General features: G+C 44.3%; 15 protein-coding genes and 1 pseudogene. 9 read left to right on the top strand and 7 right to left on the bottom strand.

Annotated elements, in window-relative coordinates; all coding sequences use genetic code 11:
* Nucleotides 1-9: 9 nt before the first annotated feature.
* The gene (locus tag GPK81_RS04395) at nt 10-885 is read right to left on the bottom strand and encodes a LysR family transcriptional regulator (protein WP_021976842.1); all 876 of its coding nucleotides are present in this window, start codon (nt 883-885) and stop codon (nt 10-12) included.
* 143 nt (nt 886-1,028) lie between these two features.
* Here GPK81_RS04395 and GPK81_RS04390 point away from each other — a divergent pair, with 143 nt between their 5' ends.
* Genes GPK81_RS04390 through GPK81_RS04380 form a run of 3 tightly spaced genes read left to right on the top strand, consistent with a single transcriptional unit; the run spans nt 1,029 to nt 3,426 of the window.
* Nucleotides 1,029-2,495, top strand: a complete 1,467-nt coding sequence (locus GPK81_RS04390; RefSeq protein WP_021976843.1) for a UbiD family decarboxylase — start codon at nt 1,029-1,031, stop codon at nt 2,493-2,495.
* Nucleotides 2,492-3,061: a UbiX family flavin prenyltransferase gene (locus GPK81_RS04385; RefSeq protein ID WP_174087621.1), complete on the top strand. Its 570-nt coding sequence runs from the start codon at nt 2,492-2,494 to the stop codon at nt 3,059-3,061. The genes GPK81_RS04390 and GPK81_RS04385 overlap by 4 nt, the downstream gene beginning before the upstream one ends.
* On the top strand, nt 3,046-3,426 hold the full coding sequence (locus GPK81_RS04380; RefSeq protein WP_021976845.1) for a prenylated flavin chaperone LpdD: 381 nt from the start codon (nt 3,046-3,048) through the stop codon (nt 3,424-3,426). The genes GPK81_RS04385 and GPK81_RS04380 overlap by 16 nt, the downstream gene beginning before the upstream one ends.
* Nucleotides 3,427-3,684: 258 nt before the next feature.
* On the opposite strand, the gene GPK81_RS04375 is transcribed toward GPK81_RS04380, so the two are convergent.
* Nucleotides 3,685-5,061, bottom strand: coding sequence for an MATE family efflux transporter (locus GPK81_RS04375; protein WP_021976846.1), 1,377 nt, complete (start codon nt 5,059-5,061; stop codon nt 3,685-3,687).
* A gap of 450 nt (nt 5,062-5,511) precedes the next feature.
* Here GPK81_RS04375 and GPK81_RS04370 point away from each other — a divergent pair, with 450 nt between their 5' ends.
* The 3 genes from GPK81_RS04370 to GPK81_RS04360 all read left to right on the top strand — a co-directional run bounded on the left by GPK81_RS04370 (nt 5,512) and on the right by GPK81_RS04360 (nt 8,875).
* Nucleotides 5,512-7,002, top strand: coding sequence for an AAA family ATPase (locus GPK81_RS04370; protein ID WP_215706611.1), 1,491 nt, complete (start codon nt 5,512-5,514; stop codon nt 7,000-7,002).
* Nucleotides 7,003-7,246: 244 nt separating this feature from the next.
* Nucleotides 7,247-8,278, top strand: coding sequence for a LacI family DNA-binding transcriptional regulator (locus tag GPK81_RS04365; RefSeq protein ID WP_118169890.1), 1,032 nt, complete (start codon nt 7,247-7,249; stop codon nt 8,276-8,278).
* Nucleotides 8,279-8,368: 90 nt separating this feature from the next.
* A complete protein-coding gene (locus GPK81_RS04360) occupies nt 8,369-8,875 on the top strand; it encodes a gamma carbonic anhydrase family protein (RefSeq protein WP_021976849.1) in 507 nt (168 codons plus the stop codon).
* Nucleotides 8,876-8,992: 117 nt separating this feature from the next.
* On the opposite strand, the gene GPK81_RS04355 is transcribed toward GPK81_RS04360, so the two are convergent.
* The 5 genes from GPK81_RS04355 to GPK81_RS04335 all read right to left on the bottom strand — a co-directional run bounded on the left by GPK81_RS04355 (nt 8,993) and on the right by GPK81_RS04335 (nt 14,266).
* Entirely contained in the window at nt 8,993-10,372 is a 1,380-nt protein-coding gene (locus GPK81_RS04355; RefSeq protein ID WP_442860742.1) for an alanine/glycine:cation symporter family protein, read from the bottom strand.
* A gap of 270 nt (nt 10,373-10,642) precedes the next feature.
* Nucleotides 10,643-11,467: a sulfite exporter TauE/SafE family protein gene (locus GPK81_RS04350; RefSeq protein ID WP_244832601.1), complete on the bottom strand. Its 825-nt coding sequence runs from the start codon at nt 11,465-11,467 to the stop codon at nt 10,643-10,645.
* Nucleotides 11,464-12,786: an amidohydrolase family protein gene (locus tag GPK81_RS04345; protein ID WP_215706609.1), complete on the bottom strand. Its 1,323-nt coding sequence runs from the start codon at nt 12,784-12,786 to the stop codon at nt 11,464-11,466. Before GPK81_RS04345 ends, GPK81_RS04350 begins: the two co-directional genes overlap by 4 nt.
* 173 nt (nt 12,787-12,959) lie before the next feature.
* Nucleotides 12,960-13,406 (bottom strand): hypothetical protein, encoded by a 447-nt coding sequence (locus tag GPK81_RS04340; protein WP_118063026.1) that lies wholly within the window; start codon nt 13,404-13,406, stop codon nt 12,960-12,962.
* Between the two features lie 2 nt (nt 13,407-13,408).
* Nucleotides 13,409-14,266: a DUF3100 domain-containing protein gene (locus GPK81_RS04335; RefSeq protein ID WP_215706608.1), complete on the bottom strand. Its 858-nt coding sequence runs from the start codon at nt 14,264-14,266 to the stop codon at nt 13,409-13,411.
* Nucleotides 14,267-14,648: 382 nt separating this feature from the next.
* On the opposite strand from GPK81_RS04335, the gene GPK81_RS04330 reads away from it, so the two are divergent.
* The 3 genes and pseudogenes from GPK81_RS04330 (at nt 14,649) to GPK81_RS18650 (ending at nt 18,868) form a co-directional block, all read left to right on the top strand.
* Entirely contained in the window at nt 14,649-15,344 is a 696-nt protein-coding gene (locus GPK81_RS04330) for a Crp/Fnr family transcriptional regulator (protein ID WP_118063021.1), read from the top strand.
* A 10-nt stretch (nt 15,345-15,354) separates the two neighbouring features.
* Nucleotides 15,355-16,107: an alpha/beta hydrolase-fold protein gene (locus GPK81_RS04325; protein ID WP_202031865.1), complete on the top strand. Its 753-nt coding sequence runs from the start codon at nt 15,355-15,357 to the stop codon at nt 16,105-16,107.
* A 65-nt stretch (nt 16,108-16,172) separates the two neighbouring features.
* Nucleotides 16,173-18,868: pseudogene (locus GPK81_RS18650) on the top strand (DEAD/DEAH box helicase).
* The last annotated feature ends 1 nt before the right edge of the window (nt 18,869 follow it).

The following is an 18,869-nucleotide window of genomic DNA, read 5'->3' as shown; positions in this document are numbered from 1 at the left end:
AAAAATATTTTATATATGGCTTTTCACATACTGCAGAAAACATTCTGCGGAAGATGTGAGAGCCATATTTTTTTTATGGGCAACTCCAACGGATAATTTTTCCAGTCCGTTAATCGGGACTGCAGCAAGAGAAGGCTGACGGAAAAGCTGAAAGCTGCTTTCTGTAAGAAGACTGATTCCTTCACCAATTTCCACTGCGCTGACGATGGATTCTGCACGGGCAGTACGCAGGATCTGAGGATGGATCCCTGCATCATGAAAACTTTGCATGCAGAAACGGTAAATGGAAGTGTGTGGGGGCATCAGGATAAAAATTTCCCTTTTCAGTTCAGTAAGAGAGACCGTTTTTTTGGACGCAGAAGGATGATTTTTGGGAAGTACGGCAACCAACCGGTCTTCTGTGAGAACGTGAAAAGTATAAAGTTTCAGATCCAGCATGTGCTTCCGTACAAAAATCAGATCGAAAAGATTTTTTTCGAGGCCGGAGAGAAGATCCTGATCTTCCACCTCCTTCAGAGAGAAAGAAAGCTCCGGATGTGCGGCACAGAAACTGTGGATCACAGAAGTGAGATGGTACTGGGAGAGAAAAGGAAGGGTTCCGATATGAAGGGTCTGGGATTCACAGTCCTTAAAATGGGACACTGATTCCATGGAACGATGATACTGTCTGGAAATCTTAAGTGCTTCTTTATAAAAAAATTCCCCTGCAGGAGTAAGCACAGCAGTCCGTTTACTACGATCCCATAAGGTGAGGTCCAGTTCTTTTTCCAGTTTCATGATCTGTTTGGAAAGAGAGGACTGGGAGATATGCATGGTTTCCGCTGCATCAAAAAAAGTCCGGGACTGGACCGTGCAGATAAAATAGTCGATCTGTTCGAGAGTCATGATAACACCTGCCTTTCATAGGATATTGATTTTTAACCGAATCATTCCATATTGGAAACAATTATACCATAGAAAGAATTGATTGACCACGTGAAAAAGAGATAAAATAACATCAGGAAATAAAGAGAATGCAGGAGGTTTTTATGGCAGAGAAAGTAAGAGATTTAAGAAGTGCCCTGGCACTTCTGGAACGGATGCCGGATCAGCTGATCGAGACAGATGTGGAAGTAGATCCGATGGCAGAGCTTGCAGGTGTATACCGTTATGTAGGAGCCGGTGGAACAGTAAAGCGTCCTACAAAAGAGGGACCGGCCATGATCTTTAATCATGTGAAAGGACATCCGGATGCAAAAGTAGCCATCGGTCTTCTCGCAAGCAGGAAAAGAGTTGCTGCTTTACTTGATACCCAGCTGGAAAATCTTGGAAAGATGCTTTGTAAAAGTGTGGAGAATCCTGTTCCACCGATAGATTTTGAAGGGGATGTACCGTGTCAGCAGGTGATCCATAAAGCAACAGATCCGGATTTTGATCTGTACAAGCTGGTTCCGGCACCGACCAATACACCGGATGATGCTGGACCGTACATTACACTTGGTATGTGTTATGCCACACATCCGGATACTGGTGTACATGATGTGACGATTCACCGTCTCTGTATTCAGGGAAAAGATGAGCTTTCGATTTTCTTTACACCTGGGGCCAGACATATCGGAGCAATGGCGGAGCGTGCTGAGGAACTGGGACAGAAGCTTCCGATCTCTATCAGTATCGGAGTTGATCCCGCCATTGAGATCGGTTCCTGCTTTGAGCCGCCTACAACACCGCTGGGATATGATGAGCTTTCTGTGGCAGGGGCTTTGCGTGGAGAACCGGTGGAGCTTTGTAAATGTGTGACGGTAAATGAGCGTGCTATTGCAAATGCGGAATATGTGATCGAGGGAGAAGTGATCCCTGGAGTACGTGTAAAGGAAGATCAGAACAGCAATACCGGCTATGCGATGCCGGAGTTTCCGGGATATACTGGTCCTGCAAGTGACCAGTGCTGGCTGATCAAGGTAACTGCGGTAACGCATCGGGAGAAACCGATCATGCAGACCTGTATCGGACCAAGTGAAGAACATGTTTCCATGGCAGGAATTCCTACAGAGGCCAGTATCTATGGAATGGTGGAGAAGGCGATGCCGGGAAGACTTCAGAATGTATACTGCAGCAGTGCCGGCGGTGGAAAATATATGGCTGTTCTTCAGTTTAAGAAACTTTCTCCAAGTGATGAGGGCAGACAGCGTCAGGCTGCACTTCTTGCCTTTTCCGCGTTCAGTGAGCTGAAAAATGTATTCCTCGTAGATGAAGATGTGGACTGCTTTGACATGAATGATGTTCTCTGGGCAATGAACACAAGGTTCCAGGGGGATGTGGATGTGATCACCATTCCGGGTGTTCGATGCCATCCGCTGGATCCGTCCAATGATCCGGCATTTTCTCCAAGTATCCGGGATCATGGAATTGCATGCAAAACGATTTTTGACTGTACGGTACCTTATGATCTGAAAGATCATTTCCACAGAGCGCGTTTTATGGAACTGGATCCGGAGAAATGGCTGAAAAAATGAAAAAGAGAATTGTAGTCGGTGCGACAGGTGCAAGTGGCCTGCCGCTCCTTGTAAAATGTCTGGAGATTATCCGGGAGGATCCGGATTTTGAGTCTTATCTGATCATGAGTTCCAGTGCAGAACTGACTCTTCGGCAGGAGACGGAACTGGAAGTGAATGATGTGAAACGACTGGCTGATCATGTATGTGCACCGGAGGAAATCGGGGCAAAACCGGCCAGTGGTTCTTTTAAAACAGAGGGAATGCTGATCGTACCCTGCAGCATGAAGACGATTGCGGGTATCCACAGCGGCTATGCGGATAATCTGATCCTGCGTGCGGCAGATGTGACGATCAAGGAGCAGAGAACGCTGGTGCTGGCTGCCAGGGAAACGCCGTTAAGCGGGATCCATCTCCGGAATCTTTATGAGCTTTCCATGCTCCCGGGGGTGCGGATCATTCCGCCGATGATGACGTTTTATCATAAGCCGGAAAGTATTGATGATATGGTATATCATATTGCGGCGAAGCTTCTGGAGCCGTTTGGGATTGAAGCGAAGGAGTATCGTAGATGGAATGGATTGTGACGGAATGTATGGTGGCTGCGGGATGTCAGTTGGAGGTCAGTGCTGCATTGATCGGTGAGGATGTGCTTCTTTGCCTGCAGGGCGGGGAGCGACCGCATCTGGGGTGTGTGGTGCAGACGGAACCGAGGGTGTCTCTGTCAGGGGATGGTTCGGTGAGTGCGACTTCTTCGGTTTTGAATTTTCCGGGGCATAAGGATGAGGTGATCTGCAGATGGATGGCGGAGAAAGTTTCCGGAGAATTGAACAGGAGAGTTATTTGTACCGGGGGATTTCATAAAGATGGGATTTCGGCGGAGGAGATCCGGGAGGTGCAGGAGAGTGTTGGACGTTTGACAGAGTGTGTGATAAGAAGATTGCAGGTGTAGTTTGCGGCTTCGGTCTGGTGTACCGGGGAGGGAGTCGGGCGGAAGGTGTTGGTGCTGAACGGACGCCCGGGAGACAGATACTGTCTCCCAGGCTGGCATTTCAAACCGGAAGGGACGGAGACGAACGTGAACGTTCTGTCCTGTTGAATTGACTGGAAATTTCACCCAATGAAAACACAGCAGGAGAGCGCAGCTTGATCTGCGCTCTCCTGCGTCCGTTTGTCAGTAAAAGTCAATACTCCACATCCACCCAATATTCTATTTATTATTCTCAAATATATCCTCACGGGTAATATTCTTAGCCCATTTTCCACTAAGATACCTCTTAATAACCCAAGGCCACTTCACAAATTCATCCGTACAGAGCAGAAAATACACCCACATAACCGGTAGCTTCAGTACAAATGCGGCGAAGAATCCAAGTGGTACTGCATATACCCACATATCAATGGTATCACAGATCAGGCCAAACTTCGTATCACCGCCTGCACGGAATACACCGGCAATCAGGGTTGTATTTACTGCAGTTCCCATAATGTAATAACAGTTGATCAGAAGCATATACTTCAGATAATGCATAGCCGTAGGAGTCAGGGAAGCAAACTTCATGATAAAAGGCGTAATAGCAAGAACGATCAGGCCGCCAAAAGCACCGGCGATCACTGTAAGTTTCAAAGTTTTGGAAGCATAATGCTTGGAACGCTCCAGATCTCCCTGGCCCATCACATTTCCAAGAAGGATACCACCTGCGCTTGCAATACCAAAACAGAAAACTGTACCAATATTACGGACAACCACAACCAGAGAATTGGCAGCAACTGCATCTGTGCCAAGATGCCCGAGGATCACCGAATACATGGAAAAACCAACACTCCAGGAAATATCATTGCCAAGAGCCGGCAGGGAAAGCCGTACAAAATCGCTGAACAGCAGCTTATTTTTAATAAACATATACCGAAGATCCAGCCGTACATTTTTACTGAAGGCGGAAACGATAAAACATGCGATCAGCTCCACGGTTCTGGAAAGCGCGGTAGCAATGGCAACACCAGTGGCTCCAAGTTTTGGAGCTCCGAAAAGGCCGAAGATAAATGTTGCGTTCAAAAGGATATTCAGCCCGAAAGCCAGCATATTCATGGCCATGCTGACAGTCACCCGCCCGATACTTCGAAGGACAGCCAGATAAACCTCCGTCATACCCCAGCAGATATAGGTGATACCCATAATGCGGATATAAGAAGAACCTATGGCCAGAAGTTCCGGGTCATTGGTGAACAGTTTCATCATCATCTGCGGCATGGTAAACGCAACCAGAGCCACAAGAATAGAGATGATCATGGAAAAACGAAGTGCAATTCCCTCAATGATCTGAATGGCTTTGTAATCCCCTTTTCCGTAATACTGGGCACAAAGCAGGGTAGCACCTGTACCAAGACCGTAGTATACCATGAACAGGACATTGGAATAATTAGCTGCCAGGGAAACTGCGGAGATGGATGACTGACCTACAAAGTTCAGCATGATAACGTCAGCAGAATTGACCGCTGCACTGAGCAGGTTCTGAATGATGATAGGGATGACAAGCTTAACGATCTGTGGATAAAAGTCATCCCGCTGCGAAAGTTGATTTCTCATTTCCTCCTCCAAAAAATATACGATCACAGCACCACGGAAATTAAAAATCCACAGGAACTGTAACTGTGTCGGCTTTTGTAAAAGAATAGTAAAAGTAGACATAGTTGCACAATAACACAGTTTACAGACAGTGTCAATCGGTAAACTGTGAAATTGTTTAAACAACTTATGGGAAAATGACGAAACAGTTATTTGGTGTAGAGTTATGTGGTAAAGGCGAATTGCGAATATCCGTTTGACGATGATGACAGAATGCAATAAGAAGAATATTTCATTGATTTTTATGCAAAAAATGTATAAAAAATCATATCAGCGGTTGTTGAGATCTTTAATCCGTGATACACTGAACGCAGACGGCTGTAAAGAGACTATGCTCAGAAATATGCGTCAGAACAGGATGCGAAGTCTGCTTTACAAAAGATATTTTTCAGAGAAAGAGGAGTAAAAAATATGCCAGTTTTTGATTTCAGCGCAGCACCGGCAGACGAAAATAAGACAAAGAGCCAGTGCACATATACAACATTTCGTTCCAATGAGACAAAAGCCACACCGGAGAAACCAGTGCTGATCCTGGATAACAGCAAAAGAGAATGGAAGCATCATTCCTGTGGATATTTTTCCAACCCTGCAAAGCAGACGGCATTTGAGTTCAAGGAAGAGGACGGTGTTTTTCCGGCAGATATCCTGAAGATCGATTCTCGTTTTACAAGCCTGATCAAATGGCTCGGAGAAAATCATATCAACATCCGTCTTTCCGGACAGAATACAGAAGAGGGATATGCCGTTTACAAGATCTGTGAGATCGCTTTTGGCGGCGGTACCAAGCTTTCTGCAGAGGATGGATTTCTTCAGTTCATGATCGAGCGTCTCTTTGCAAGCAGTGCGCCGGCAGAAGTAAATGAGGACGATGAGGAGGAAGAAGACGGTGATGACATGAAGCTCACCAGCATTCAGAGTATCACCGACTTTATGACCTGTGCCGGAAAGACTATGCCGGATAATATCCGTCTCTGGGCGAGAAGAAACCTGGCAGTTGCCCGCTCCCATGAAGTTTCCCAGGAGGAAAGACGCCATGCTCAGAGAGCACTTTCTATTATGATGAACATTCAGTGGAAACATAATTATTTTGAGTCTATTGATCCCAAGGAAGCACGTCGTATCCTGGATGAGGAACTTTATGGAATGGAACGTGTAAAACAGAGGATCATTGAAACGATCATCCAGATCAACCGTACCCATACACTTCCTGCTTACGGACTGCTTCTTGTAGGACCGGCAGGTACCGGTAAATCTCAGATCGCCTATGCAGTTGCAAGGATCCTGAAAATGCCGTGGACAACTCTGGATATGAGTTCCATTAACGATCCGGAACAGCTGACCGGAAGTTCCCGTGTCTACGCAAATGCCAAGCCAGGAATCATCATGGAGGCTTTTTCCATGGCAGGAGAATCCAATTTGGTATTTATCATCAACGAGCTTGACAAGGCTGCATCAGGGAAAGGCAACGGAAATCCGGCAGATGTGCTTCTGACACTTCTGGATAACCTTGGTTTCACAGATAACTATATGGAATGTATGGTTCCGACCGTTGGTGTCTATCCGATTGCCACAGCCAATGACAAGGCACAGATCAGTGCTCCTCTGATGTCACGTTTTGCAGTGATCGACATTCCGGATTACACACCGGAGGAAAAGAAGATCATCTTCTCCAGATTTGCACTTCCGAAGGTTCTGAAACGTATGAGCCTGAAGCCGGAAGAATGTATTGTAACCGATGAGGCGCTGGATGCAGTGATCAAGAAATTTGAGGACACTACAGGAATCCGTGATCTGGAGCAGGCGGCAGAGCATATCGCGGCCAATGCGCTGTATCAGATCGAAGTGGATCATGTGAAAGCCGTGACCTTTACCCCGGAGATGGTACAGGAGCTTTTGGACTGACGCAGGGATTTATTTTAGAATGATAAGAATGCTTCCGGAAAAATTTTCGGAAGCATTTTTTTACAAAATCAAGTAAGTCTCTTGTGGGAGTGCGAAAAGAGATAAGCAGTGGGTGGGGACTTGCCTGGAAATTATAAAAATAATCAAATCAGGGATTGCCTGAGAACACGTAAATGTGTATAATGAAATAAAAACATGTGCACGTGAACACGGAAAGTACAGGAGATATTTTGGAGGGTAAAATATGGCAGTGACGTTACAGCAGATTGCGGAAGCAGCAGGAGTTTCCAGAGGAACCGTGGACCGGGCCCTGAATAACAGAGGCCGCATCCGTCCGGAAGTAGAGGAAAAGATCAAGAAGATTGCCAGGGAGATGGGGTATCAGCCCAGCCGCGCAGGTCGTGCTCTTGCCATGGCGAAGCGAAAAATCCGCATCGGCGTGATCCTTCAGTATATGACAACTCCTTTTATGCAGCAGGTTTTGAAGGGAGTCCTGGAAGCAAAAGAAGAAGTGGAGAGTTTTGGCGGAACGGTAAAGATTTATGAGATTGATGGCGTAGAACCGGAAAAAGTAATGGCTGCAATGGAAGAACTCCGGGAAGATGGATTCAATGGAATTGCGCTGACACCGTCGGAAGATCAGCTTCTGAAAGCCAGAATCAATCAGTATCAGGAAGAGTATGGAATTCCGGTAGTTACCTTTAATGCGGATCTGGAAGATACGAAAAGATTATGTTTTGTAGGACAGGATACGTTTCAGGCCGGCCGTACGGCGGCGGGCCTGATGGGAGAGATGACAGGAGGAAACGGACAGGTTGCCATTATTTCCGGACAGGTTGCAAATCCTGGACTGATCAGCAGACAGAAGGGATTCACAACAGAGATCAAGGAGAGCTTTCCGGGAATTGAAGTTGTGGATATCCGGTATTCTTACGATGATGAGTGGGTGGCATCCAAGATCGTGGAAGAGCTTCTGGAGCTTTATCCGGACCTTACCGGTATTTATATTACCGGCCATGGAGTAAAAGGTGTCTGCCAGACTCTGCAGAAACTTGGAAAAGATAAAACCATGCATGTGATCGCCAACGATTTTCTGGAAGAAAATCTGAAATGGCTGAAAGAGGGTACCATTAATTTCCTTATCGGCCAGGATGCCGCTGTACAGGGGCATTCCCCGGTGACCATTCTTTTTCAGCTACTATTTGACAGTAAGAAGCCGGAGAAAGAATTCCAATATACAGATATCGTGATCCGTACCAGATATAACATGGGCTGAAGACAGTCTGTGGTTTGAAAAAAGTTTAGCTGAATCAGGGAAATATCCTGCGGATCGCGAATATCCCCTTGATAATGTTTGGAGATTAATATGAATTATAAAAATGTAAAAATTGCAGAAGGTGCCAGGATCGCAAAACAGTCGGTGATCCTGGGTGATGTGACGATCGGTCGTGACAGCTGTGTGCTGTATTATGCAGTGATCCGTGGAGATGATGCTCCTGTAGTGATTGGAGAGGAGACGAATATCCAGGAGAACTGTACGATTCATGTCAGCCATAACATGCCGGTCCATATCGGAAATAATGTTACTGTAGGACATAATGCAGTAATCCACGGCTGTACCATCGGAGACCGGACACTGATCGGAATGGGGGCAGTGATCCTGGATGGTGCAAAGATTGGAAACGACTGCATCATAGGAGCCGGAAGCCTTGTGACCAAGAATACAGTAATCCCGGATGGTTCTCTGGTAATGGGAAGTCCGGCCAGAATCAAACGTAATCTTACCTGGGAAGAAAAACTTGGGATTGTGGAAAACAGCAAAGAATATCTTGCAGTGTCTGAAGAGATGAAAGAGCAGGATGTATTATTATGAAAGTAATTGCTTTGCGATTGCGTTCCGATCATAAATGAACAGCTCCGACTGCTTTGTAATATCAGAAGCAGTCGGAGCTGTAATTTTGTTATATAAAATAATCATATTTGTGTGTTTTTACTTATCGATCACTTCTACAGGTGTGTCATCCCGTGCATCCAGATCATTGATATATTTTTGGGTCTCTTTTATGATCACATTGGAAAGAAGTAATACTGCGATCAGGTTCGGAATGGCCATCAGGGCATTCAGGATATCGGCTACGGTCCATACCAGATTCAGAGAAATAACAGGAGCAATGGCGGCTACCGCAATGTACAGAACACGATATGGAATAAGGCCTTTTTTGCCGGAAAAATACTCGACACACCGTTCCCCGTAATATGCCCATCCAAGGACGGTAGAGTATGCGAAGGAAATGATACCTACCACCAGGATCACGGGACCCAAACCTGGGATCTGCTGAAAAGCAAGGGTGGTAAGGACACCGCCATCTGTGATATTTCCCATATCGATAGATGGATTTTTCATAATACTGGTAACGAGAACAAGACCGGTCATCAGACACACTACAACGGTATCCCAGAAGGTACCGGTGCTGGAAACAAGAGCCTGACGTACCGGATTTCTTGTCTGAGCAGCAGCGGCAGCGATAGGAGCAGAACCCATACCGGATTCATTGGAAAAAAGTCCTCTTGCGATTCCATACTGCATGGCCATCATGATACCACGTCCTACAAGACCACCGGCAGCAGCCCCTGGTGTAAATGCAAGCTTGCAGATGGTTTTTACAGCGGGGATAATAAAGTCAAAATTGATCCCAAGGATGATGATGCAGCCGATCACATAGAAAAATGCCATAAACGGAACAAGACGTTCACATACCGTTGCAATGGATTTAATCCCACCGAAAATAACAAGAGCAGTAAGAACCGCAACTGCGATACCGATCACTGCAGGTGGGATATGGAGGTTTTCATTGCATACCGTTGCAATGGCATTGACCTGTGTGGCACATCCGATTCCAAAGGAAGCAAAACCGCCGAAGAATGCAAAGATCAGACCAAGCCAGCGCATATTCAGTCCACGCTCCAGAGCATACATGGCACCACCCTGCATACGGCCGTCTTTGGTTTTGACACGGTATTTTACGGCAATGAGAGATTCGCTGTATTTGGTGGCGATTCCGAAAACACCGGTAAGCCAGCACCAGAGAACTGCGCCGGGACCGCCAAGAGCAATGGCGGTTCCCACACCGATGATATTTCCGGTTCCAATGGTAGAAGCAAGTGCTGTGGTCAGAGCACCAAACTGGCTGACTTCACCTTCTGCGTCGGGATCCTTGGTAACAGACAGGCGGATGGCAGTACCGATCTTTCGCTGGATCACACCGGTACGGATGGTCATAAAAATATGGGTGCCCAGAAGCAAAACGATCATCCACCAGCCCCACACCAGGCTGTCGATCTGGTTTATCACATTTCCGATTGCATTCATCATAGAAATCTCCTCCCTTTCTCAAAGCGGATTCTGCAATATTCAAAAAAGATCTCCGAAGCTCTAAGGTCGGCAGGTATGAAAAAGATACCTTATGCTGTGATGGAGAAAGTGATCATCGGAAGACTGCAGAAATAACACAAGGGCGTGCAGACATATGAAAATATGTGCTGTACGCCCTTGTACGTTACGCTCTTTTGTTGTAATGATTATGTTGATTATACAGGAATTTTTAGAATGATGCAACAAAAAAAGATAATTTACAGTATTTTATGCCAGCATATAAATTGCGATGCAGACAGAGAAAACGGCTACAAATATTTTCAGACCCTGAACCGGAACTTTTCCTGCAAACCGGCTTCCAAGCCATACGCCAATTCCGTGAGTCAGAACGATCAGCACCAGAAGTCCCAGGATTTCTGTCCAGGTAATTCTGGAAAGATAGCCGATACATGCAGGAATGGCAATAAACACAGAATCAAAAAGTGCCACACCGACGGCAATCCTTGCGGACACTCCGCATGCTACCAGAAGAGGCATCACAAGTACCGGGCCGCCTGCACCGGAGAGAGAACAGATCGCTCCGGTTGTGATTCCGAGGAAAATCAGGAATCCCATATGGTCTGCAATAGATTTTGGATGGGAAGGATTAGAAGATGCTGATTTTTTTCCATCGGAAATAACTTTCTTTGCAGAGACAGAATCCGCTTTCCGTTTTTCATTCCACATCCGGACCAGAATGGAAGCACCGGAAAACAGTACCACCAGATAAAGGATGGTTTTTGCTGTGGATTTCTCGATCATGGACTGGAGGAACACACCGGCAATGGCTCCGATGAGGCTGCCGATACCAAGTTTCAGGGACATCCGTACCTCCAGATTTCCGGCTTTGTAATAATTGAAAGAACCAATGATGCCGGACACCAGAAACGCAAGAAAACTGAGTGCCAGCGCATAGGTCACATCAAAGCCCAGTCCGCCGGTATACAGCATGGGAAGCAGAAAACCGGCAATTCCACAGATTCCGATGCATCCGCCGACTGCCATATTTGCGGCTGCGATGATCGCGAGAGTCAGGATGGTTAAAGAACTCATTCAGACACCTCCCCGGAAGTAAAATATTTTTCTGCCTGCCAAAGGATCTTTTCTTCATCCAGGGTCAGGACCTGGCGGTTTCGCATCAGAAGCTTTCCGTTTACAATGCTGTCAGACACATCATTTCCGCAGACACATTCCAGAAGTGTATTTACCGGATTGTTTGTGGCAAGAAGATGAGGCTGGCGCCAGTTGATGGAGATCAGATCTGCTTTGAACCCTTCTTTTAATACACCGGATTTTTCTTCGCCGAGAAGGTGTGCACCGTTTTCGGAGGCCATTTTCAGGATGGTTTTTGCAGGCATTACAGCGGGATCAGCATTTTTTGCTCCCCAGAAAGCATTCATAACAGAGCGGAAGATCTTCATTTCATTCCAGAGACTTAGGCCTCCGTGGGCGGCTCCGTCAGTGCCGAGGCCGGTGCAGACTCCCTGCTCCAGAAGAGAAGGAGTATCCGGTACACCTTTTCCGCAGTTGCTGAAAGGACAATGAACAACTTTTACCTGATTTTCTGCAAGAAGAGAACGCTCGTGGGCGGACAACATGATGCTGTGTGCAGAAAGAAAATTTTCATTCAGGACTCCAAGGGAATCCAGATATTCCACAGGGCGCATCTGGTATTTTTCCAGAGTATAATTCACTTCCCCTGCGTATTCGTTCATATGAGCCTGGAAAAAAGTATTCCGCTCTGTGGCTCGCCCGGCAGTGGCTTTGATAAGTGCAGGGGAACAGTTCATCAGTGCCCGTAAAGAATAGAATACCTTCAGATTACCCTTTCCATGAAATTCATCAAAAAGCCGGTCTTCCGATGCAAGAACTTCCTCTGTGGTCTGGCGGATGGAATCCGGAAAATTTCCCTGATCCATGGAAGAATGGGAAAGTGCGCCACGAAGACCGGAAGTCAGATAAATTCTGGCGGCTTCTTCCATAAAATAGCTTCCGGCGTCCACAAAACCGGTCGTTCCGTTTTTGATCATCTCAAGGGCTGCAAGGCTGGCACTGAGGCGCATTTTTTCCGGAGTCAGAGTGCTCTCAAAAGGCAGCATGATCCTGGTCCAGATCATAGGCAGTTCATCTAGAACCGCACCTTTGAGAAGCTGCTGTCCGGTATGCATATGGCCATCCACAAGACCTGGCATCCACAGGAGATCTTTCCCGTCGATGATTTTTGTGACTGTAAGACCGGAAGGTTCTTTTTCAGTGATGGAAAGAATGATTCCGTTCTGAATGGCGATGAAAATATTGCGCCGGATCTGGAAGTTTTCATCCAGGATGGAAGTGTTGCGGATTAAGATATCACAAGTTGTTTTTTCGTTCATGTTTACCTCTCAGATTAAAGCTGATTTTTGAAATCTTTGTTTTGGGTGACAGGAAAAAACAGCCGGTCAGTGAAAATACACCAGCCGGCTTGAAGACAGTTACAAGAAAGTTCATCACGCTGTTTCGTGTTTTTGTGATCTCACAGGGGACATACCTGATCTGGTCAGATCTGTTAGATCACATGCGTCATGGAAAGAACAATCTGGGCGATGATGGCAGAACAGGTAAAAGTTCCGATCATGACCAGAGCCGCGATGAGAAGCATTTTCCATCCCTGTTTTGCAAATTCTTTCAGCTGGTCGCTGATGGAGATTCCGGCATAAGCGCCAACCATAGTCAGCGGTGCGGTGAAATTGATCTTTCCGGCAGCTTCGATCACAAACTCACGTGCCGGACATAACGGGCTTGCCACAAGAAGTCCGATAAGAGAACAGTAAGCGATCACCGGCAATTTAAAAGGTACCAGCTTACTGATCACTACGGATACAAAAGAGATCGCAAGAAGGATCAGGATGCCTGGGACAGAATCCATAAAGTTTACCTGAAATCCTACAAAGTTGGCAAGGGCGATTCCGATGCCTGCCACAAGAAACATTACAGCCCACTCAATATATCTCATTGTTATTTCTCTCCTTTTCTTCCTTTTCCAGTCAGTTTGTCATGGATGGGGCCAAGCTTGGGTTCCAGTTTTGCATAAAGCCAGTTGCACAGTGGAATACCTACAAACAGAGCCATGTAAATTCCGTCAATACCGGAAATGGTTTCACTGGCACTTGCAAGTGCACTGATCTGATCGGCCATTGCAGGGAACATTTCCGATAAGGTAGCAGTAGCTGTTGCCATCATGATACCGGCACCAACACCGGAAGCCATACCAAGAGAATATGGATGGAAGATACCGGTGGAGGCAATCACAGTTGCCATGAATCCAAAGAAGATAGTTCCAACCATTCCACCGATGATATAAATGGAAAGGCTTCCCCGGGCTTCAGCAGAATCCGGGCCGAAAACATCCTGCATCAGAGCAAGGTTTGTTTCACGGTTGATAGAATGGCAGGCGCCTACAGCCTCACGTTTCAGGCCAAGGAGCAGTGCGATCGGCAGTGATAAAAAGATGGTTCCCAGGTTTCCGAACTCCTGAAGGAGAAGTGCCGGACCTGCGGAGATCACAGTCTCAATGCTTGCACCTGCGTTAATGCCAAGCTTGGCGATAAAAGGACAGATACATACAATAACAAGTTTGGATGCAGCCTTTACCTCAGGCTTTTTGAATGTCTTCAGAATCTGAGGCCCTGAAAGGATACCAAGAAAAATAGAATAAAAAATAGGAAACAAGATCAAAGTTCCTGGTCCCAGGGGAATCTTGATCTGTCCTATGGAATCAGCAATTATGATAAAGATCAGTGCGGCGAGATAGATTTTCCATTCTTTTTTCAGGCGCTCGCCAAGGCCTGAATACATAAAGTCCTGTTGCTTCATTTCTTTCCTCCCTGTGTTTAGAGACAGTTTTTCGGGGCTCCCATCTGTGATAAGCAACTGGTTGGATGCAAAAAACTGCCAGTAAAGTGTTTCGGATACCATCTGTGGAAATCCGGTGCAGAGCTTTGGACAAAGCAGATCAATATGTAAATAACGATGCTCATCTGAACTCTTCACGGTGAGGATTGTACGCTTTTGGAAAGGCAAAAAAAGGACAAAAGGTACTTTTTTAGAAAAATTTGTAAAATTATGAGAATACCATGATATAATATGACCATTCTTATGTCAGGGGATTTAGAAAACAGGCAGAAGGAAAAAAATATCTGTTTTATGAAAAACGGCAGATGATCCCATGTAATCTGCCTGTATCAGGAGACGCGAAATGACACTGGAAGAACTGATCGAAACCTATCCGGAGGCAGAAACCTACTTTAAAAACATGCCGGAAGAATTGAAAACCCGTTACACCATCCGGAAATTTCCGCCTGGGACCATCATCCATCAGAAAGATTATCCCCTGGATTATTTCGGAATCGTATGCAGTGGAGACCACCGGGTGATCAATGAATTTGAGAATGGAAATGTATTTATGATCGAAAAAAATGAAGCAATTGATTTTATCGGCGAAGTTACCATTCTTGCGGAAAAACCGCTCACATCCGTATCCATTGAAACACTGACCGAATGTGTGGTGTTTATGATCTCCAGGGAGGATTTTGAGATGTGGATCGCCCAGGATATCCATCTTCTGCGGCTGGTAGCCCACAAGATTGCATACAAACTCTATCGCTCCTCCTATAACCGGGGTGCCAGATTATTTTATCCTCCTACATTCCTGTTTCTGGACTATATGCTGAAATTTGCTTCCACCCACAATATCGAGAAGAAGGGAGAAGTTATCCTTCGGAAAACGAGAGAAGGAATCCGGGAAGAACTGGGCATGACTGTAAAAACCATCAACCGAACCATCACAAAACTGAAAGAAGACGGCCTTATTGATACCCGAAAAGGAAAGGTTGTCATGTCCCTGGAACAGTACCGGATGGCCAGAGATAAGATTGGATATTATGTATCGTGAGAAAATGATTATGGAAAAAAATATTTTTGAGATCAACGAAATTACATGCATTGCATATGGAAAGAAAAATCCGCAATATCTTCTGCTCCAGCCGGTTAACGAACCACACTCACAGATGCTGGATCAGCAGATCCGGTTTATGACAGAGCACACGGAAAAAAGTTTTCTGCTGGTTTCGTTTCTGGTAAAAGACTGGAATCAGGATCTGTCACCCTGGTGTGCTCCGGCGGTATTTAGAAAAGAGGACTTTGGGAAAGGTGCCGGAGAGACATTGGCATTTATAGAAAAAATGCTGATACCGGAGATTGGAAGACGATATGGATTAGAAGAAAATATAAAAGATATTCCGGTGATCCTGGGAGGATATTCCCTTGCGGGACTGTTTGCCCTGTGGAGCGCTTACCAGGAAAGCTGCGCTGTCAAATTTGCGGCAGCAGCCGGAATGTCTCCGTCGGTCTGGTTTCCAGGATGGCTGGAATATATGAAAACAAAACAGATACAAACGAAAAGGGTATATCTCAGCCTGGGAGACCGTGAAGAGAGAACCCGGAATGCAGCAATGCGCCAGGTCGGGCAGAACATCCGGGAAATGGATAGCTGTTATAAAAACAGCGAGAAGATAGAGTGTGTGCTGGAATGGAATAAGGGGAATCATTTCCAGGATGTGGATGTGCGGTGCGGGAAGGGATTTTTGTGGTGTATGGGAGAAAATATTTGTAAGATCAACAATTGCAAAACAAATAGGGACAGAACAATGGTATAATTATAAAAATCGATATTGGCAATAAACATTCATTAAAAACAGGATTGGAAATAGTACGAATGGGAATGCAGGAAAAACTTCAGGAATTACGTAATGGATTTGAAACCGCATACATAGATAAAACAAGTACATCAAATCTGGCATATAAACCACAGTTTATCTCAAACGATTATAAACAGGGGAAAAAGGTGCTGTCATCAATAGAGGATGAATTGATGACATGCGATCAGTTTCAGATCAGTGTTGCATTTATTACAATGGGCGGAATTACACCCTTATTGCAGATTTTGCAGGAGCTGGAAGAGAAAGGGATAAAAGGTGAAATTCTTACAACCAATTACTTAAGTTTCAGTGAACCGGAAGCTCTGAAAACGCTGAATGCGCTTTCTAATATAACGCTGAAAATGTATGATGTAGACAAATCCGGAGAAGGATTTCATACAAAGGGATATATTTTTCGGAAAGCAGAAATCTACAGGATCATCATAGGAAGCTCCAATATAACAAAAACAGCACTTACTACAAACCGGGAATGGAATACACGAATTGTATCCACCAGCCAGGGTGAAATGTCAAAAAGTGTAGTAGATGAATTTTATGAACTTTGGAATAGTAAGTATGCACTGGATTTTGATGAGTTTTACGAAAACTATAAAAAGAGATACGAACTCATAAAAAAACAGCGAAAACTTGCTCGAAGTGAAGAAATTACATCAATAGAAAAATATCGTCTGCAGCCGAATTCCATGCAGGTTGGATTTATCACAAATCTTCAGAAAATTGTAGAAGCTGGTGAGAAACGGGCATTGTTGATTTCTGCTACAGGGACGGGAAAAACATATGCATCAGCTTTTGCCATGAGAGAACTTGGATATAAACGAGTACTGTTTCTTGTTCACAGAGGCCAGATCGCAAAGCAGGCACTGGAATCTTATAAGAAAGTATTTGATAAAAATATTTCTATGGGAATGGTTACAGGGAAACATCAGGATTATGAAGCTGCCTATGTTTTTGCAACAATTCAGACCTTGAGCAAAGAAGAAGTTTTGAAAAAATATGACAGGAATGCGTTTGATGCGATTGTGATCGATGAAGCACATCACAGCTCTGCAAACAGCTACAAAAAAGTAATGGAATATTTTACTCCAAAGTTATGGCTAGGTATGACAGCGACACCGGATAAACGAGATGATAATCTGGAAGGCAGAAATATCTATGAAATCTTTAATCATCAGATTGCCTATGAGATTCGTTTACAGGATGCAATGGAAGAGGATCTGTTATGTACATTTCATTATTTTGGGATTACAGATCTGAAGGTTATCTCAGACGCGGGAAAATCAGCAACAGAAAAAATGGAAAGTTTCAGATATCTGACATCGGATGAACGTGTAGAACATGTTATGAAGCAGGCGGAATATTTTGGCCATAGCGGAGAACGTGTAAAAGGTTTGATTTTTTGCAGCCGAATCGATGAAGCTAATGTGTTGTTGTGGTGATTTTGGATTTTATCGGAAATTATCGGAATAACTTTATGATCCCGATTGCATTATATGGAGACAGAAGTTACAATTCTGACACGATCCGAAAATATATGATTAGTGGAAATAATATCATACCAGGATCTTCAACGATTCATTTTGATGAAATTTCTAAAGAAAGAATATTTCATTCTATTGATAAAATCCGAGGAATAAGAGCTATTATTCGCGAGAATTATATGATGCTGAAAAATCGTTTGGGCAGAATTCCATATTTACTGGACTTTTATGAAAATGGTGAAATTGATCCACTGGTACTTATACGAGAATACAAAACATACCAGGATTTTCTTTGTATCGTAGAACCTCAAATTTACAAAGGGGTAATTTCTGAACAGGAGAAGGTAACATTAGAATATCTTTGTAAAACTGTATTAAGTGGTGTAAGACCTTATGAATTGGAAATATTAAAAGATTTATTTGAAAAAGAGAGTATCACCAAAGAAACATTTGTGGAAAAAATGAAACAGGAATATTTGATTGAAAATGAAAATGCTTGGGATAATGCGATTTATGTTCTTGAAGGACATTTTGTAAGCAATAAAGAAGAATATGAGAAATTTGCAAATATTGAAATTGTGAAAACCAATACAGACGATATGCTGGAAAGAATGTATAGTTATACGCAACGGTTAAGTCATGCAGAATTTCGTAAACAGATGAAAGATATTGTCTTGGTAGGGCTAAAGAGATATAAAAACAAATACAGCTATGCAAAGGATAGTAAATTTGTTTTATATGAAAAATATTCTCGGCGAGATGTAAGTTTTTTGATGAATTGTGAAAAAGACTTATCATCAACGATGTACGGTATGAAACGAATTGGTGAAGATGTTTTCATTTTTGTAACATATCACAAAGTTGGAGCAGAAAATGAAGATAAATTATATGCAGATAGAAAGCCGGATTATGCAGACATGTTTGTTGATAATATGATTTTTAAATGGGATTCTCAGATTGGCAAAGGGCCGGAAAGTGGTTATATGAAAGATGTTGTAGAAGCAAAGAGACGGCATCTTTTTATTAAGAAAAGTGATGCAGAAACCAGTTTTTATTATATGGGGACATTCGACATTATAAATATCATCGGTGATAAGAAAAAAGACAATAACGGAAATTTAAGGGACATTACAAAAGTGACAATGAAAATGCATTATGCGGTTAGAGAAGATTTGCTCAGATATTTAGAAAGCAAAATTATAACAGGAGAAAATAAATAGT

The organism is Blautia sp. MCC283 (assembly GCF_018785565.1).
In the GTDB taxonomy this organism is placed as follows: Bacteria; Bacillota; Clostridia; order Lachnospirales; family Lachnospiraceae; genus Blautia_A.
This window is presented reverse-complemented; position numbering and strand designations above follow the sequence as displayed.

What these genes read in the sequence shown, in the direction of transcription:
- GPK81_RS04340 (WP_118063026.1), bottom strand. Translation starts at nt 13,406, where the DNA reads ATGAGATATATTGAGTGGGCTGTAATGTTTCTTGTGGCAGGCATCGGA.
- GPK81_RS04385 (WP_174087621.1), top strand. Translation starts at nt 2,492, where the DNA reads ATGAAAAAGAGAATTGTAGTCGGTGCGACAGGTGCAAGTGGCCTGCCG.
- GPK81_RS04325 (WP_202031865.1), top strand. Translation starts at nt 15,355, where the DNA reads ATGGAAAAAAATATTTTTGAGATCAACGAAATTACATGCATTGCATAT.
- GPK81_RS04395 (WP_021976842.1), bottom strand. Translation starts at nt 885, where the DNA reads ATGACTCTCGAACAGATCGACTATTTTATCTGCACGGTCCAGTCCCGG.
- GPK81_RS04380 (WP_021976845.1), top strand. Translation starts at nt 3,046, where the DNA reads ATGGAATGGATTGTGACGGAATGTATGGTGGCTGCGGGATGTCAGTTG.
- GPK81_RS04375 (WP_021976846.1), bottom strand. Translation starts at nt 5,061, where the DNA reads ATGAGAAATCAACTTTCGCAGCGGGATGACTTTTATCCACAGATCGTT.
- GPK81_RS04390 (WP_021976843.1), top strand. Translation starts at nt 1,029, where the DNA reads ATGGCAGAGAAAGTAAGAGATTTAAGAAGTGCCCTGGCACTTCTGGAA.
- GPK81_RS04330 (WP_118063021.1), top strand. Translation starts at nt 14,649, where the DNA reads ATGACACTGGAAGAACTGATCGAAACCTATCCGGAGGCAGAAACCTAC.
- GPK81_RS04350 (WP_244832601.1), bottom strand. Translation starts at nt 11,467, where the DNA reads ATGAGTTCTTTAACCATCCTGACTCTCGCGATCATCGCAGCCGCAAAT.
- GPK81_RS04335 (WP_215706608.1), bottom strand. Translation starts at nt 14,266, where the DNA reads ATGAAGCAACAGGACTTTATGTATTCAGGCCTTGGCGAGCGCCTGAAA.
- GPK81_RS04345 (WP_215706609.1), bottom strand. Translation starts at nt 12,786, where the DNA reads ATGAACGAAAAAACAACTTGTGATATCTTAATCCGCAACACTTCCATC.
- GPK81_RS04370 (WP_215706611.1), top strand. Translation starts at nt 5,512, where the DNA reads ATGCCAGTTTTTGATTTCAGCGCAGCACCGGCAGACGAAAATAAGACA.
- GPK81_RS04360 (WP_021976849.1), top strand. Translation starts at nt 8,369, where the DNA reads ATGAATTATAAAAATGTAAAAATTGCAGAAGGTGCCAGGATCGCAAAA.
- GPK81_RS04365 (WP_118169890.1), top strand. Translation starts at nt 7,247, where the DNA reads ATGGCAGTGACGTTACAGCAGATTGCGGAAGCAGCAGGAGTTTCCAGA.
- GPK81_RS04355 (WP_442860742.1), bottom strand. Translation starts at nt 10,372, where the DNA reads ATGAATGCAATCGGAAATGTGATAAACCAGATCGACAGCCTGGTGTGG.